Genomic DNA, 16,327 nt, shown 5'->3' with positions numbered 1-16,327 from the left:
CACGATAGGCGGCTTGTACGATCACCGCCCTGTCGCTCCGCTGTCGGCTTTGGTCCCGGACAACGGGCCACCCGTACGCGCTCCTGAAGAGTAAGCGGCACGACCTGACCCAGCCTTCCGGGAGCCGGCAGCGGCCCCGCTCAACCTATCCCCATCGCCGCTTTGGGCCGGATCCAAGCGCCCTCCCCTTGCGACGGGGACGAGATGATTGTGGGGCGGGTTTGAGCGCGGATCATTCGAGGGTGCGAAAAAGCGATAAGAGACTGATTTTGCTGACTTCAAGATCGCGAACGCCGAGCGTTCAGCACCTCCAATCCCCTCTCTGATAGAGAGAGGGATTCAATACCTCAGCCGCTTCGCCCTCAGCGCCCTCGCGATCGCCTTCTCGTCGCCGCTGGCCGCAGGCCAGTCCAGACGCCGGACCAGCACCCCGTGCCGGAGCGGAAACAGCTTGTCGAAGAACGGCCCCGGCGCGGTCAGCAAGGCCGGCGCTCCGGCTCCGCCCGCCAGGTGCTTCTCGATCGGCTCGCGCCAGCCTTCGCGCAGGACGGGCTCGGGACGCAGGGTCAGGATCCAGTCACCGCGCGCCACGGCCACGCCAGCCGCCAGTTGAGCGGCGAAATCACCCGGGACCGTAACCAGACGCGCGCCGCTGTCCTCGGCCAGGGCCTCGACGCCCGGATGGCCGTCGGAGACCAGCACCACCTCCTTGACCAGGCCGTCCACGGCGGCGGGCACCAGCATGGCCATCTGGGCGGCCAGACTGGCGAGGTCTTCGGAGGCGACGAGCACGACGGAGATCATGACCCCTGCTTCGCCAGCAAGAGCGATGGGGTCAAGGCCTTGCGCGGTCTGGCCTAGCCGAACAGGTCCATCTGCTGGCTGGGCTTTCGCGGCGGGACGAACTGGGTGGCGTCCAGCGCCGTCCACGGCTGGTCCAGGCCGAACTTTTTCACCGCCAGGTGGAAGCGCTGGCGCAGCACCTCGGCCACGGGGCCATCGCCGACCATGCGCTCGCCCCAGCTCGATTGATAGTTCTCGCCGTGGCGGATCTGGCGGACCAGCGACATTACCTTGCGCGCCCGGTCGGGGTGATCGGTCTGCAGCCACTCCTCGAACAGCTGGGCGATCTCGCGCGGCAGGCGCAAGGCGACATAGCCGGCTCCGCGCGCTCCGGCCTTGGCAGCGGCCTCCAGCACGCCCTCGACCTCGTGGTCGTTGAGACCCGGGATGGCCGGGGCGAACATCACCGTCACCGGCACGCCGGCCTCGGTCAGCCGCCGCACCGCCTCGATCCGCTTGCCCGGCGTGGCCGCGCGCGGCTCCATGCTGCGGGCCAGGTGGCGGTCCATCGTCGTGATCGAGATCGCCACCCGCGTCAGCCCTCGCGCCGCCAGACGGGCGTAGATATCCAGGTCGCGCAGGATCAGCGCCGACTTGGTGATGATCGTGAACGGGTGGCCGCAAGCCTCCAGCACCTCGATCACCTGCCGCGTCACCCGCAGCTGCTTCTCGTCGGGCTGATAGGGATCGGTGTCGCCGCCGATATGGATGCTGGCCGGCTTGTAGCTGGGCTTGGACAGCTCCCGGACAAGCAGTTCGCCGGCGTGGGGCTTGAAGAAGATCTTGCTCTCGAAATCCAGACCCGGCGACAGACCCAGATACGCGTGGGCCGGCCGGGCGTAGCAGTAGATGCAGCCGTGGCTGCAGCCGCGATAGGGATTGATCGAGCGGTCGAAGCCGACGTCCGGGCTCTGGTTGCGGGCGATGATCGTCCGCGACTTCATCGGCTGAAGTTCGGTTTTCAGCTGCTTGGGCTCTTCGTCCTCGCCCCAGCCGTCGTCGAAGGCCTCGCTGACCTGGGACTCGAAGCGCCCAGTGCGGTTGGACTTCGCTCCCCGGCCACGCGGGACCGGTCCTAGTTTCACTGCCTCGGCCATGGCTCACACCATGGCCGAAAAGCGAGAACATAACAAGAACTAACCAGAACGCCTCATGCCGGCTTTTCGGCCTGGGCCTTCAGGTTGGCCAAGCCCGTCTCGAAGTCCTTGCCGATCATCTTGTCCATGTCGAACACCAGCCCCATCAGCTTGGAGATGTAGGGCACGCCGCCCTCCATGCTCCAGGTGACCCGGGTGGCCGCGCCCTCCGGCTCGAACGTGAAGCGGGCGGTGTTGGTCGCCTGGAACGGTTTGAGGAACTCGAGGCGGATCTCCACCTCGCGGGCCGGAACGACCTTTAGGATTTCCATCCGGCCGGCCCCGACCTTCTTGCCCGTCCAGGCATAGGCCGCGCCGACGCCGCGTTCCGGACCCTCATAGGTGCGGGCCATGTCGGGCTCCATCTTCTCCCACGGCGACCAGGCGCGCCATTGGTGGAAGTCCTCGACCAGGGCGACCAGCTTTTCAGGCGGCGCATTGATCAGCGCCGTGCGCTTGACCACGAAGGTGTTCGGCTTGGTGGCTGCGAAAACCAGCACCGCGATGATGACCAGCGCGACCCCGGCAATGACGATCTTGAACATGAGCTCTCTCCCCTACCCCGTTGTTATGCTAAAGCTTTCGGCGAGGTCGCGATCGACCAGCTGACGCCGAAGCGGTCCTTCAGGATGCCGTAGCGGTCGCCCCAGAACATCAGCTCGACCGGCTTGACCACCGTCAGCCCGGCCTCGACCGCGCGGGCCCAGGCGGCGTCGACGTCGGGCACTTGCAGGTGCAGCGTGTAGCCCTGCGGCTTGACCGGGTCGAAGCCGTGCTCGGGGAAGAAGTCACTGACCATCACGTGGCCGCCGTTGATCTCCAGGTGGCAGTGCATCAGGCGATCATCCCCATCCTTGTAGGGCATCCGCACGCGCTCGGTGGCGCCGAAGGCCCTCTGGTACAGGTCCGCCGCCTCGGCCGCCCCTTCCAGGTTGATGTAGGCGATGACGCCGCCCAGATCCGATGTGTCGACAGCCATGGAGCTCTCCCTTGCATGGTTCGAAGCAAGGACGCGCCAGGCAGCTGCGATCCGACATCAGCCCGTCGATTTTTCCGCCTCGGCGGTGACGCGATCCAGGTACTGGCGGATGTTGGCGGCCTCGGCGGCGGTGTTGGCGAGGGCGATGGCGCGGTCGAAGGCCTCACGCGCCTCGGCCTTGCGACCGGCCTGCAGCAGGAATGCTCCCCGTGCGCCGTGAAAGTGGAAGTAGCCGTCCAGTCGCGCGCCCAGCGGCTCGATCATCGCCAGCGCCGCCTCGGGCCCACGTACCTTCGATACCGCCACCGCCCGGTTCAGGGTGATCACCGGCGAGGGCTGCATGATCTCCAGCGTGGCGTAGAGGGCGTCGATGCCGGCCCAGTCGGTGTCGGCCGGTGTGGCGGCGCGAGCGTGCAGCGCGGCGATGGCGGCCTGCACCAGGTATGGCCCCGGAACGCGCTTGAGCATCGCCTTGTCGATCAGGGCCAGCCCCTCCCCGATCATCTTGCGATTCCAGAGGCTTCGGTCCTGATCCTCCAGCAAGATCGCGGTCCCGTCGGCGGCGAAACGGGCGTCCGAGCGGGCGTGTTGCAGCAGCAGCAGCGCCGTCAGCCCCATCATCTCCGGCTCGGCCGGGAAGAGGCGCAGCAACAGCCGCGCCAGGCGGATGGCCTCGTCGCACAAGCCGCCCTTGGCCTCGTGGGCGTGGCCGCTGGCCGAATAGCCCTCGTTGAACACGAGGTAGATCATCGCCGCCACGGCCGCGAAGCGCTGGGCGCGCTCGACCGGCCCCGGCGCCTCGAACGGCGCGTCGCCCGCCCCGATGCGGGCCTTGGCGCGGGTGATCCGCTGCTCCATGGCCGCCTCGCTGACCAGGAAGGCGCGGGCGATCTCGCGGACCGACAAACCCGAGACGATGCGCAGGGCCAGCGCCACCTGCTGGGTGGCCGGCAGATCGGGATGGCAGCAGATGAATAGCAGCCGCAGGACGTCGTCGCGATAGTGCGAATTGTCCAGCCGCTCGGCGGTGTCGGCCTCGGCGTCCTCCAGGTCCGACAGCAGTTCCTCGGGCGGCAGGGCCGTAGTGCGGCTCGACTTGCGGACGGCGTCAATGGCGGCGTTGCGACCGACCATGATCAGCCAGGCGGTCGGATCGCGGGGCGGACCGTTCTTGGGCCAGGCCTTCAGGGCGCGCAGGCAGGCGTCTTGAAAGGCCTCCTCGGCCGCGTCCATGTCGCGGAAATAGCGCAGCAGCGCCGCCATGACCTGAGGCCGGGCGGCGGTGATCGCCCCTTCGATCCAGTCCAGGTCGGTCATGCGCCGGACGGCTCCTGACCTGGAGGACCCGGGTTGAACAGCATGATCGGCCGGATCTCGTAAGAGCCGCCTGGATTGGCCTTGCCCAGGTCTTTGGCGATGCCCAGGGCCTCGTCCAGCGACTCACAGTCGACGACATAGAAGCCCAGCAGCTGCTCCTTGGTCTCGGCGAACGGCCCGTCCAGCACCAGCGGCGGATCGCGGTCCTTGCGCAGGGTCGTGGCGGCCGTGGTTGGCATCAGGCGCACGACGGGACCCAGGCGGCCGTTCTCGGCGAGCTTCTCATGGACCACGGCCAGCTTTTCCATGACCGCATCGTCCTCATCCTTGGACCAGGCGCAGACCACGTCCTCGTAGTTGTAGCAAAGAATGGCGTAGTGCATCGGCGACCTCGTTCGATCCTAGGACGCCCACCTAAGCCGACTTCCGACACTCGGCCGATGATTTTTTAGAGCGCCCACAGGCGGCGGCGCACCGGCTCGTCATAGAGCTTCAGCACCGCCCAGGCCCCGGCCAGGATCAGCGGCACGGCGACCAGGGCAAAGCCGATCGGATAGCCGGTCCCGCCCAGCGCCCGGAAGGCGCGGAGCAAGAGCTCCCAGCCCAGCCAGTGCAGGACGTACAGCGGATACGAGATCGCGCCCGAGACGCGGCAGGCGACCCCGCCCAGCCCGTCCGGATCGCGTCGTCCGGCCAGCACGATCATCGGGAACACCACGCTGACGCAGACGAAGTCGTAGAGCCAGTTCATCGGCGTCCAGGGCGCGCAGAACACCACCGCCGACACGACCGCCAATAGCCAGGCCGGCACGGTCCACTTCACGAAGCCCTGGATGCGATAGACACCCCAGCCCAGCAGGAAGGCGAAGATCGTGCGCAGGAAGCTGATGACGAAGGTGCCCCGGTCCCAGCCGGTCAGCACCCCGCCCATGCCGTGGCAGACATACAGCATCACCGGCGTCAGCAGCACCAGCATCAGCACGTGGCCCAAGACGCCCAGGCGGCGGATCGGGAACCAGGCCGCGCCGACCGCCAGCTCGAAGAACAGCGACCAGGCCGGCGGATTCAAAGGGAAAAGCGGCGCGAAGCCATCCTCGCTGACCGACAGGCGCGGGATCATCAGCAGGCCCATCCCAAGCCAGCCCGGCGCCCGCTCGCGGTGTTCGATGATCACCGTCGCGCCCAGCAGCATGGTGAGAGCGATCAGCGGCCACAGCCGGATCAGCCGCGCCTTCATGAAGGAGAGCCAGTGGATCGCCTTGCGGCCATAGGCGTGGGCCAGCACGAAGCCCGACAGACAGAAGAAGAAGTCGACGGCCAGATAGCCGTGGGGAACGAGGCCATGGCGGCCGGTCCAGCTGCCCACGTGGTACAGCAGCACCGCGAACGCCGCGACGCCGCGCAGGCCGTCCAGCGCCTCGAACCGTCTTGCCGTGCCGTCGTGCTGCAAACGCGCCCCCTAGGGCCCCTGCTTAGCCGACGGCTTTCTCCAGCAGCAAGGCCTTGGTCAGGAAGGCGCGGTCTTCGGCGACCAGACGCAGGCCCACCTCGGCGAACAGGCCGACAAGATCGGTCTGGGCGTAGGTCCCGTAGTAAGGCTCGTGGAAATAGACCGGGAAGGCTTCCAGCAGCCGGGCGAGATCCGGAGTGTCGATGGGCTGCACGGAGTCAACGAAGACCAGCACGCCGCCAGGCTTCAGCACCCGTGCCAGGCTGGCCGCCACGATGGGCCGCACACGCGGCGGCAGCTCATGGAAGAGGTAGACGCAAGCTGCCGCATCCAAAGACGAATCCGCGAACGGCAACGCTTCGACGTTGGCCTTGATCGCACCCGCGCCGGTGCGCCGCCGAGCTTCTCCCAGATAGGCTTCGGACAGGTCCAGGCCGGCGATCGCGGCGCGCGGGAACGCCGCCTTCAAGTCCTTGAGAAACGCGCCCGAACCGCAGGCCACATCGAGGATCTTCGCCTCGCGCTGGTCGCGGCCGCGCCAGTGCTTGGCCAGCAGCGACAGGCCCCGCCGACGCATGGCGCCGGCCGTACCCGAGAACAGCGCCTCGACCTGGGCGTCGTAGCGGCGGGCGCTCTCGTCGGTGAACCAACCGCCCGACTGGTAGTGGAAGTTCTGCCGGTAATAGCTTGGGTAAGCTTGACTATTGACGGCGTCACGCACCTCGACGCCGTCACCCCGGCGGCGGCGCTGATCGACCGCGAAGGCGTCGGCGATGAAGTCGGCGGCCTCGCGCAGGGCGGCCGAAGGACGGGCCGGAGCGTCCTCCACGGCGGGATAGAGACCGGCGGCGACGTCGCGGGCGTCCTTCTCGAACGCCTCCAGATAGGCGCGGCGCAGCGAGGCCTTGGACGGCGGGGCAGTAGCCGGCTTGAAGCGCTGCGCCTGCTTACCTTCCGTTGGCCGGGTCATCGAACGGGCCAGACCACCGGTGGCGGTCCACCAAGCGGCCTTGACCATCGCCTTGGCGCGCTGGCCCGCCGCGTCGACCGCGAAAGCCCCTCTCGACCGACGTTCGTCCATTCAGGTCCTCAGCGCGTGAACACTCCGACCACTTCAATATGGGGCGACCAGACGAACTGGTCCACGGGCAGCACCTTCTTGAGGCGGAAGCCAGTCTCGACCAGCGTGCGGGCGTCCTTGGCGAAGGTCGCCGGATTGCACGAGACGCTGACGACCTTGGCGACCTTGGACTTGGCGATCTCGACCGTCTGCTCGGCGGCGCCGGCGCGCGGCGGGTCGATGACCACCACGTCGGTCTTGGCCAGTTCGGTGCTCAGCACCGGACGTTTGACGAGATCGCGGGCCTCGGCGTGGATCGGCTTCAGACCCGGGACCCCGCCCATGGCGGCCTTCAACGCGGCGATCGAGGGCGCGTTCATCTCGGCCGCATGCACGGCGCCGACCTCGGCCAGGGAGAAAGTGAAGGTGCCGACGCCGCAATAGAGGTCGGCGATGCGGGCCGCGCCCTGGGCTTCGGCGACCGCAAAGGCGACCATGGCCCGCTCGGCGGCGGGCACGGCCTGCAGGAAGCTGCCGGGCGGCAGGGCGACGATGGCCTGGCCCAGCTTCACCAGCGGCTGACGTGCGCCATAAACGGTCTCGCCGGCCATGGTCACGCGGGCGAAGTCGCCCTCGCTGGCCGCCATGGCCGCGCGCATGCGGGCGTCGGCCGACAGGCCGCCGCTCTTGCGCTCCACGCCGGTGACGTCGATGTCCAGACCCGTGCCGGTCAGGGTGACGTGCAAGGTCGGGGCGGACTTGGGATGCTCCAGGAACGGTTCGGCCAGGCGGGCCAGGGCCGGCAGGGCCGCGACGATGCGCGGATCGGTGACCGGGCATTCGGCGATCGGCACGAGGTTCCAGGAGCGGCGCTCCTTGAAGCCCAGCTGCGCGCCGCCCCCATTGGCTTTAGGGATCTTGCGAGCGTGCAGCGCGACGCGGCGGCGCGAGGCCGGCGGGGCGGCGAACGGGGCCAGGATCTCGGTCTCCAGCCCCTCCATGGATAGCTGGACGCGGACCTGGTCGGCCTTCCAGGCGCGATAGGGCTCGGCGGCCCAGTGCTGGAACGCGCAGCCGCCGCAGACGCCGAAGTGGCGGCAGGCGGGATCGATGCGCTCCGCGCTGGCAGTCAGGATCTCGGCCAGCTCGCCGCGCGCGCCGTCCATACGCGCGCGCACCCGTTCGCCCGGCAGAGTCAGGGGCACGAAGGCCGGTTTGCCGTCGGGAAGGCGCGCGAGGCCGTCGCCTTGGGCGCCGACAGCGGTGATCGTCAGGTCTTGCATCCGCGGGTCCATACCCCAAAATTGGGGCTTGAGCGCGGGTCGCGAACGATTTTCTGTCGGTGAACGAAGCTGAATAGGTCGGTCAGCGACCGTTCATCTTGACCGGCGCATAGCTAGATCAACGGATGGGCGTGGCGGTCACAAAAAGGCCGCCCCTTAAAAAGACAAGCTCTCTCATGACCATGCTGGCTTCCAAGAGCAGGACCTCGAAGATGAAGACCGTTCTGGGCGTCACCGCCGCCCTCGTCTGCGGCGTGCTGGCGCCGACCCTGGCCTCGGCCCAGTCGTACGGCACGACGCCCTATGGCTCGTCGGGCTATCGCGGCGCCTACGACAACCAGGGCTACTACTACGACCCCTGCCAGCGCTCGACGACCAACCGCACCACCGGTGGCGGTCTGGCCGGCGCCGGCATCGGCGCGGCCGTCGGCAGCGGCATCGCCGCCCGCGGTCACCGCACCGACGGCGCGATCCTGGGCGGCGTCCTGGGCGCCGTGGTCGGCTCGATGGCCGGCCGCAGCTCGGCCGCCTGCGCTCCGGGCAGCAGCTACACGACCCCGCCGCCGCCTCCCCCGCCGCCGTCGGCCTATAACGGCGGCTACGGCAGCGGCTACCAGGAGCCCTATTATCGTCAGGGTTCGTACGACAACGGCGGCCGCGACAGCTATTACGAGCGCAGCTACGAGCGCCAGGACAGCTACCGCGTCGACAACCGCTCGGGCCAGGCCGACGTCAACGGCTGCACCCTGGCCGAAAGCCCGATCTACCTGCCCGACGGCCGCACCCAGAAGCGCTTCGTGCGCGTCTGCCCCGACGCCAACGGCAAGTACCAGGTCGTCGACTAAAGTTTCCAAGCACCTTGTGGTTAGACGATCGGCCGCCCCTTAACGGGCGGCCGATTTCTTTTGCGCCCAGACCAGCCGCTCGACCTGGCCTTCGCCGCCGGTGATCGGGCTTTCGGCCAGCCCCAGCACCCCCCAGCCGGACGCCTCCAGGAAGTCGACGATCTCGCCCTCGACACGGGCGATGGTCTCGGGATCCTTGACCAGGCCGCCCTTGCCGACATGCTCGCGGCCGGCCTCGAACTGCGGCTTGATCAGCGCCACGAGGTCAGCGCCCTCCTCCGCCAGGCCCAGGGCCGCCGGCAGCGCCTTGGTCAGCGAGATGAAGCTGACATCGCTGACCACCAACTGCGGTGCGCTCAGGATCAGATCCGTATCCAGCGCTCGAGCGTCGACGCCCGACAGATCCGTCACGCGCGGATCACTCTTCAGCTTGGCGTGCAGCTGATCACGCCCGACATCGACGGCGAACACACGGGCCGCGCCGCGTGACAGCATCACCTCGGTGAAGCCGCCGGTCGAGGCGCCGACATCGACCGCCACCCGCCCCTCCACCGTCACCGGCCACAGGTCCAGCGCATGGACCAGCTTCAGCGCCCCGCGCCCCACCCACGGATGGGCCGCCTCAGCGACGATCTGCGCGTCTTCCTCGACCGCTTCCGACGGCTTGGCGACCACCTTGCCGGCCACGGCGACACGGCCGGCCTCCACCGCCGCGCGGGCCTTGGCGCGGCTGTCGAAGACGCCGCGCTCCACGAGCAGCTGATCGATACGCTTCCTGGCCACGCGGCCTCCTCGAAACTGGGAACCGGCCTTTAGCACGGGGTTGCGGTCAAGGTCTCTTCAGGGTCAACTGAACGTTGTTCACCGGCGCACAAGACGCCGGCTCGTTGGGAGGACTTCCATGCGTTTCAGCCGCCGTGGCCTTATGGCCGCCTCCGCCGCGATCGCGGCCGCGCCCTCGGCCTTTGCCGGACCAAAGTCCGCCTCGCAGCCCTGGACGCCCGACGCCACCGAGCTGGCCGGCCGCGTCCGCCGCAAGGAGGTCAGCGCCGCCGAACTGGTCGAGCAGGCCATCAAGCGCATCGAGGTGCTGCAGCCCCAGGTCCAGGCCCTCGTCACCTCGGACTACGAGCGCGCGCTGGACAAGGCCAAGACCGGCCAGCTGACGGGTCCATTCGCCGGCGTGCCGTTCCTGGTCAAGGATCTAGACCCCTACAAGGGCCTGCCCACCCGCTATGGGACCCGCGCCAGCCTGGGGGCTAAGCCCGACACCGAGCAGACGGCCTATATCGACGCCTTCGACGCGGCTGGCTTCGTCACCCTGGGCAAGTCCACGACGCCGGAATACGGCTTCCTGCCGACCACCGAGCCGATGGGCTTCCTGCCCACCCGCAACCCCTGGAACGTCAAGCACTCGTCGGGCGGCTCGTCCGGTGGCGCAGGCGCGGGCGTGGCCTCGGGCATGGTGTCGATCGCCCACGCCAGCGACGGCGGCGGCTCGATCCGCATTCCGGCGGCCAACTGCGGCCTGTTTGGCATGAAGCCCTCGCGCGGTCGGATGATCCCCAACCGGCCCAGCAGCCGCGGCATCGACCTGTCGGTCTCGCACGTGCTGACACACAGCGTCCGCGACTCGGCGGCCATGTTCGCCGCCAGCGAACAGACGGGCGCCAACGCGCCGTTCAAGCCGATCGGCGTGGTCACCGCCCCGCTGAAGAAGAAGCTGAAGATCGGCCTGGTGATGAACACTGGCACGGGCCAGACGCCCGATCCGGAAGTCCAGACCGCCGTCAATAACGCCGCCAAGCTGCTGGAAAGCCTAGGCCACAAGATCGAGCCGACTGCCTGGCCGATGGACGGCGCGCAGTTTGGCCAGGACTTCACCGCCCTGTGGGCCAGCGGCGCGGCCGAGCTGGTCGCCGGCATCGGCAAGGCCATCGGCCGCAAGCCCGACGCCACGGTGCTGGAGCCCTTTAGCCTCGGCATGGCCGAGCTGGTCCAGAAGCTGCCGCAGGGCGCCTTGCCCGCCGCCCTTCAGCGCCTGAACGCCGCCAGCCAGGCCTATGACACCTGGCTGACGAAGTACGACGTCATCCTGTCGCCCGTGCTGGGCAAGCCGCCGGTCGAGCTGGGCTATGTCGCCGGCTGGGTCCCGTTCGAGGAGCTGCAGGCGAGGCTGATGACCTATGTCGGCTACACCCCGGTGCAGAACGTCGCCGGTGCCCCAGCCATGAGCGTGCCGCTGCACTGGACCGCTGACGGCCTGCCGGTCGGCGTGCAGATCGCCGGCCGCGCAGGCGGCGAGGCCCTGCTGTTCCAGCTGGCCTACCAGCTGGAAGCCGCCCAGCCCTGGGCGCACCGCAAGCCGCCGGTCAGCGCCTAAACAGAAGAACCCAGGGCGGTCAGCCGCCCTGGGTTCTGACTTTCACGTGGTCCAGCATGTCGGCGATCAGGTCGAAATCCATGGCCTCGGGCTTGCGCCAGCGGACACAGCCTTTGCCGTGATCGATGCCCTGCAAGCGCTCAGGAAAGGCCGCCATGGCGCTTTCGCCGACGTAGAAGGCTATGTGCTGCTTCTGACTGTTGAAGGCGATCCACGGCAGCTTCGGCGGGCCATAGGCCGGCATGCCAAAGGCCATCAGCTCGCTGTCGGCGCCGAAGCGCTCCCGGCACAGGCCGCGCAACCGGTCCAGGGCGGGGCGGCATTGGGGCGCGACCTCGTCCATGAAGTCGTCCACGCTCGCCGCCTTGGATTGAACCATCGCCGCCCCCTTGGCGGGCTCAGCCCGCCTCGAACACCTTCTTCAGCTCGTTCTTCATGATCTTGCCATTGGCGTTGCGGGGCAAGGTCTCGGGCCAGAACACCACCTTCACCGGCACCTTGAAGGCGGCCAGGCGATCGGCGACGAACGCGCGCAACTCGGCCTCGGAGGCCTCAGCGCCCGGCTTCAGCGTCACCACAGCCGCCGGCTCTTCGCCCAGGGTCTTGTGCGGGATACCGACCAGGGCCGCGTCCATCACCGCCGGGTGGTCGTAGAGGCAATTCTCGACCTCGATGCAGTAGATGTTCTCGCCGCCGCGGATCAGCATGTCCTTGGCGCGGTCGATGATGAAGCAGAAGCCCTCGGCGTCCAGGCGCGCCAGGTCGCCCGTGCGGACCCAGCCGTCGACGAAGGTGTCGGCGCTGGCCTCGGGCTTGTTCCAGTAGCCGCGCACGACCTGCGGGCCCTTGCACCACAGCTCGCCGACCTCGCCGATCGGCAGCTCGCGATAGGGCTGCTCGACGGTCATGATCTTCAGGTCGGTGACCGGCACGGCCGGGCCGCAGCTGTCGGGACGGTTCTCGTAGTCCTCGGCCGAGTTGGACGTCGCCGTCGCCGAGGTCTCGGTCATGCCCCAGCCGTTGCCGGGCGAGGACTTGGGCCAGATCTCCTTGATCTTGCGCACCAGCTCCGGAGCCGAGGGCGCGCCGCCATAGGCCACCGCCTCGATCGACGACAGATCGTACTTCTCGCGGTTGGGATGCTCGATGATCTGCCAGGCGATGGTCGGCACCCCACCCATCTGGGTCAGGCGCTCGTCCTGGATCAGCTGCATGGCCTTGTCCGGGTCCCACTTGCGGATCATGGCGATCTTGGCGCCGCCGAACAGCGAGGGGTTCAACACCGCGAAGCAGCCGGTGGCGTGGAAGAACGGCACCGAGATCAGCGAGCCGCGCTGCGGGCCATTGGGATCCGGCTCGGGCGGCGCCTCACCGCGACGCAGGAAGCTGCGCGCCCCGGCCGCGGCGGCGGCGAAGATGTTGCTGTTGACGTTGCGATGGGTGCCGATCGCGCCCTTGGGCTTACCCGTAGTGCCCGAGGTGTAGAAGATCGTGGCGTCGTCGTCCGAGGCGATGGCGACGGTCGGCAGCGGCTTTTCCTCGAGCTTGGCCCAGTCGTTGGGGCAGCCGATGGCGGTCTCCAGGCGCTTCACATAGGGGTGGGCGATCTCTTCCTTGGAGCGGCTGACATAGACCCGCTCCAGCGCCGGGCAGTGATTGAGGTGCTCAGCCAGACGCTCGAAGCGCTCGACATCGACGATGGCGATCTTGGCCCCGGAATCGGTCAGGCCATATTCCAGTTCCGGCCCGGTCCACCAGGCGTTCAGCGGCGTGACGATCGCGCCCAGCGACAGGCCCGCATAGAAGGCCACCGGCCATTCGGGCAGGTTGCGCATGATGATGGCGACGCGGTCGCCTTTCTGCACGCCGGCCGATTCCAGCTCGGCGGCCATGTGGGTGACGGCGCGGTAGAAGGCCTCGAAGCTGACCCGCTCATCCTCGTGAACCAGGAAGATCTTCTCGCCGTGGGCGCGGCCGGCCACCAGGGTGTCGCGCAGGGTCGGCGGAGCGTTCTTCCAGGTCCGGGTCTTCACGCCCCGAATCTCGATCTCCTCCATCTCGCCCGGCGTTCCAGGCTGAGTGATCAGGGCATAGGCCTGCTGGACGGACATCGCCGGCCACGGAGTCGGCTTTTGGGCGGCCTGGGTCATGCTTACTCTCCCGGTGTGTCGCGCCCTGTTTGATCGAGCGCGTTCGACGTCCAGAGAGCACAGCCGCAAGCCGGATGCAAACATCCGTTTGACGCTAGGGGAACATTGATAAGTTACAAGCTCAGCCCGGCGATTTTTCGAGCTTCTCGAGCCAGCTGACGGCGTTCTTGTTGGCGGGATCCAGCGCCAGGGACTTCTTGTAGGCGGCGATCGCGGCCGGCTTGTCGCCGTTCGTCGCATAGGCCTCGCCCAGGCTGTCGAAGGCGTTGCCGCTGGTCGGATAGAGCTCGGCGGTCAGCTTCAGCACCGCCAGGCCCGAGCGGGGCTTGCCGAAGCCCATCAGGCGATAACCCCAGTCGTTCAGCTCGTGCTCGTCGGGCTTGAAGCCGGGATTGGCGGCCCGGAACTTGGCGACGACGGCGGCCGGGTCGCCGCTCTCCTGCCCGGTCAGCGCCGCGCGCAGGGCCGGCACGCCGCTCAGGGTCATGCCGGGAATGAAGCCCTGGGCGATCTCGTCGACCAGGTCCTCGGGCGTCGAACCGGCCAGGTTGGTCAGGATCACCACCCCGACCTTGTCGTCGGGATAGAGGTACATGGCCGAGCGGCTGCCGCCGGTCATGCCGACGACACGACGGTCGGGGCGATCCAGGACCAGCCAGCCCATCCCCCACTGACCCTTCTTGCCGCTATTGAAGGCGACCGGCGTCCACATCGTCGCGCGGGTAGCGGGCTTGAGCAGCTTGTCGTCCTGCAGGGCGATCAGGAACCTGGCCATGTCGGTGGCGGTGCTGTTCATGCCGGCGGCCGCCCGGTGCAGCGGCGAGAAGATCTCGGTCCGGATCTTGGGATCGTCGGGCGCATCCTGGCGGTAGCCATACGAGGTCACCCGGTTCGGATCCTTGTCGCGGGTGTCGCCAAAGCCGCTGTGGGTCATGCCCGCGATGGCGAACTGCTCGGCGGCCAGGGTGGCGTCGCGCGGCCGCTGGCGCAGGCCGTTGATGGCCATCTGCACCAGGGCGTAGTTGGTCTGGTTGTAGTCGAAACGCTGGCCGGGCTGGAAACGGATTGGCTTGGCCAGGGTCACCGTCCAGGCCGCGTCGGCATCGCCCTCGCTGTCGTCGAAGTCCGGCAAGCCGGAATTGTGGCTCAGCAGGCGGCGAACCTCGATGCCGCGCCAGGCTTCGGGCAGGTCGGCCACATAGCTGCCGATCGGCTTGGACAGGTCCAGCCGCCCGGCCTCGACCTCGCGCATGGCCGCCACGCCGGTGAAGGCCTTGGTGATCGAGTTGATCGTGAAGACCGTATTGGGCGTCGCCGGCGTCTGCTTGGCCAGATCCGCCACGCCATAGGCGCGGGACATGACGATCTTGCCGTCCTTGACCACGGCGATCTGCAGGCCGGGGATGTGCTGTTCGCTGATGGCCCAGCGCACGATGGCGTCGGCGCGCGCGACGGGATCCTCGGCGGCGAGCGCCGGACCACTCGCCAGCGCCATCACAACAAGTCCCAGAACCAGCTTGCCGGCCATCGTCACGCTCCCACCATCGACGAGCGCGAGAGAACCAGTGACAGGCGTGATGGCCCAGTTAAACCTTGGTCATGTCGAAAAGCGGAGAACGCGCCATGCGCCCCTGGATGAAACCGCTAATCCTGGCCGCCGGCCTGGCGTTCGCCGCCCCGACCTTCGCGCTGGCCGCCCCGCAAGCGGTCGCGCTCGCCGAAGCGCCCGACAAAGCCCTCGCCGCACGCATCGACGCCGTTCTGGACCGCGCCATCGCCGAGCAGCGGCTGGTCGGCGTGGTCGTGCTGGTCGCCCGCGACGGGCAGCTCGTCTATCACCGCGCTGCGGGCCTCTCCGACCGCGAGGCCAGTCAGCCGATGACCGAAGAGGCCGTGTTCCGCTTCTCGTCGGTGACCAAGCCGTTCGTCAGCGCCGCCCTGATGCGACTGGTCGAGCAAGGCAAGATCAAGCTGGACGCTCCGGTCACGGCCTACCTGCCCGACTTCAAGCCCAAGCTGCCGGACGGGACGACGCCGGTCATCACCATCCGCCAGTTGCTGACCCACACCGCCGGCCTGACCTATGGCCTGGCCGAGGGGCCTTCGCATCCGTACCACACGCTGGGCGTCTCTGACGGCATCGACCTGTCGGGCATCAGCCTGGACGAGAACGTCCGCCGCATCAGCCAGGCCCCGCTGGCCGTCGCGCCGGGCTCCAGGTGGCGCTACTCGGTCGCTTTGGACGTGCTGGGCGACGTGATCGAGAAGGCGACCGGCAAACCCCTGCCACAAGTCGTGGCCGAGACGGTGACCACGCCGCTGGGCCTGGAAGACACCAGCTTCGTCGCCGAAGATCCCGAACGCCTGGCCACGCCCTATGCCAACGCTCAGCCGGCGCCGACGCGAATCCGTGACAACCAGGACGTCCCGATCGGCCCGACCTTCGTCCACTTCGCCCCCAGCCGCGCCCTGCACGCCGAGGAGTTCCCGTCCGGCGGCGCCGGTATGGTCGGCTCGGCCGGCGATGTGCTGACCTTCCTGGAGACCATCCGCAAGGGCGGCGGCGCGGTGCTCAAGCCCGCCACGATCGCCGAGATGACCAAGGACCAGGTCGGCGTCCAGGCCGGCACGCAAGGCCCCGGCTGGGGCTTCGGCTATGGCTGGGCGGTGCTGGACGATCCGGCCGTGGCGAACACGCCCCAGGGCGTCGGCACGCTCGCCTGGGGCGGCGTCTACGGCCACAACTGGTTCGTCGATCCGGTGAACCGGCTGACCGTGGTGCTGATGTCCAACACCGCTTTCGAGGGCATGAACGGACGTGTGACCTGGGAACTGCGCAACGCGGTCTACGCACGCTAAGAAAAAGGGCGGCGCTCCGCAG

16 protein-coding genes are annotated in these 16,327 nt (G+C 68.3%); 3 read left to right on the top strand and 13 right to left on the bottom strand.

Annotated elements, in window-relative coordinates; all coding sequences use genetic code 11:
• Positions 1-339 precede the first annotated feature (339 nt).
• From ABDW31_RS22180 to ABDW31_RS22140, 9 genes are all read right to left on the bottom strand, one after another.
• Positions 340-804, bottom strand: a complete 465-nt coding sequence (locus ABDW31_RS22180; protein WP_184720154.1) for a cell wall biosynthesis glycosyltransferase — start codon at positions 802-804, stop codon at positions 340-342.
• A 53-nt stretch (positions 805-857) separates the two neighbouring features.
• The gene (locus ABDW31_RS22175) at positions 858-1,940 is read right to left on the bottom strand and encodes a PA0069 family radical SAM protein (protein ID WP_184720156.1); all 1,083 of its coding nucleotides are present in this window, start codon (positions 1,938-1,940) and stop codon (positions 858-860) included.
• Positions 1,941-1,993: 53 nt separating this feature from the next.
• Positions 1,994-2,524: an SRPBCC family protein gene (locus ABDW31_RS22170; RefSeq protein WP_184720158.1), complete on the bottom strand. Its 531-nt coding sequence runs from the start codon at positions 2,522-2,524 to the stop codon at positions 1,994-1,996.
• 23 nt (positions 2,525-2,547) lie between these two features.
• Entirely contained in the window at positions 2,548-2,958 is a 411-nt protein-coding gene (locus tag ABDW31_RS22165; protein ID WP_184720159.1) for a glyoxalase/bleomycin resistance/extradiol dioxygenase family protein, read from the bottom strand.
• Between the two features lie 57 nt (positions 2,959-3,015).
• Entirely contained in the window at positions 3,016-4,275 is a 1,260-nt protein-coding gene (locus tag ABDW31_RS22160; RefSeq protein WP_184720160.1) for an RNA polymerase sigma factor, read from the bottom strand.
• Positions 4,272-4,658: a YciI family protein gene (locus ABDW31_RS22155; RefSeq protein WP_184720161.1), complete on the bottom strand. Its 387-nt coding sequence runs from the start codon at positions 4,656-4,658 to the stop codon at positions 4,272-4,274. Before ABDW31_RS22155 ends, ABDW31_RS22160 begins: the two co-directional genes overlap by 4 nt.
• 65 nt (positions 4,659-4,723) lie before the next feature.
• A complete protein-coding gene (locus ABDW31_RS22150; RefSeq protein ID WP_343699557.1) occupies positions 4,724-5,725 on the bottom strand; it encodes an acyltransferase in 1,002 nt (333 codons plus the stop codon).
• Positions 5,726-5,747: 22 nt separating this feature from the next.
• Positions 5,748-6,806: a class I SAM-dependent methyltransferase gene (locus ABDW31_RS22145; protein ID WP_184720163.1), complete on the bottom strand. Its 1,059-nt coding sequence runs from the start codon at positions 6,804-6,806 to the stop codon at positions 5,748-5,750.
• 8 nt (positions 6,807-6,814) lie between these two features.
• Entirely contained in the window at positions 6,815-8,068 is a 1,254-nt protein-coding gene (locus tag ABDW31_RS22140; protein WP_184720164.1) for a class I SAM-dependent RNA methyltransferase, read from the bottom strand.
• A 176-nt stretch (positions 8,069-8,244) separates the two neighbouring features.
• On the opposite strand from ABDW31_RS22140, the gene ABDW31_RS22135 reads away from it, so the two are divergent.
• On the top strand, positions 8,245-8,913 hold the full coding sequence (locus ABDW31_RS22135) for a hypothetical protein (protein ID WP_184720166.1): 669 nt from the start codon (positions 8,245-8,247) through the stop codon (positions 8,911-8,913).
• A 39-nt stretch (positions 8,914-8,952) separates the two neighbouring features.
• Here ABDW31_RS22135 and ABDW31_RS22130 read toward each other — a convergent pair whose 3' ends face one another.
• A complete protein-coding gene (locus ABDW31_RS22130; RefSeq protein WP_184720168.1) occupies positions 8,953-9,696 on the bottom strand; it encodes a TlyA family RNA methyltransferase in 744 nt (247 codons plus the stop codon).
• A gap of 118 nt (positions 9,697-9,814) precedes the next feature.
• Here ABDW31_RS22130 and ABDW31_RS22125 point away from each other — a divergent pair, with 118 nt between their 5' ends.
• Complete coding sequence (locus tag ABDW31_RS22125; RefSeq protein WP_184720170.1) at positions 9,815-11,296, top strand: amidase; 1,482 nt, start codon at positions 9,815-9,817, stop codon at positions 11,294-11,296.
• Between the two features lie 19 nt (positions 11,297-11,315).
• Here ABDW31_RS22125 and ABDW31_RS22120 read toward each other — a convergent pair whose 3' ends face one another.
• The 3 genes from ABDW31_RS22120 to ABDW31_RS22110 all read right to left on the bottom strand — a co-directional run bounded on the left by ABDW31_RS22120 (position 11,316) and on the right by ABDW31_RS22110 (position 14,974).
• The gene (locus tag ABDW31_RS22120; RefSeq protein WP_184720171.1) at positions 11,316-11,675 is read right to left on the bottom strand and encodes a DUF1801 domain-containing protein; all 360 of its coding nucleotides are present in this window, start codon (positions 11,673-11,675) and stop codon (positions 11,316-11,318) included.
• Between the two features lie 19 nt (positions 11,676-11,694).
• Positions 11,695-13,446 (bottom strand): class I adenylate-forming enzyme family protein, encoded by a 1,752-nt coding sequence (locus tag ABDW31_RS22115; RefSeq protein WP_184720173.1) that lies wholly within the window; start codon positions 13,444-13,446, stop codon positions 11,695-11,697.
• Between the two features lie 121 nt (positions 13,447-13,567).
• Entirely contained in the window at positions 13,568-14,974 is a 1,407-nt protein-coding gene (locus ABDW31_RS22110; protein ID WP_221444688.1) for a serine hydrolase domain-containing protein, read from the bottom strand.
• Between the two features lie 95 nt (positions 14,975-15,069).
• Between ABDW31_RS22110 and ABDW31_RS22105 the strand changes: the two genes are divergently transcribed.
• Complete coding sequence (locus ABDW31_RS22105) at positions 15,070-16,305, top strand: serine hydrolase domain-containing protein (RefSeq protein ID WP_184720175.1); 1,236 nt, start codon at positions 15,070-15,072, stop codon at positions 16,303-16,305.
• Positions 16,306-16,327: the final 22 nt, after the last annotated feature.

This window comes from Caulobacter sp., assembly GCF_039596335.1.
Classification (GTDB): Bacteria; Pseudomonadota; Alphaproteobacteria; order Caulobacterales; family Caulobacteraceae; genus Caulobacter.
The sequence above is the reverse complement of the archived record's forward strand: the minus strand, read 5'-3'. Positions and strand labels throughout refer to the sequence as shown.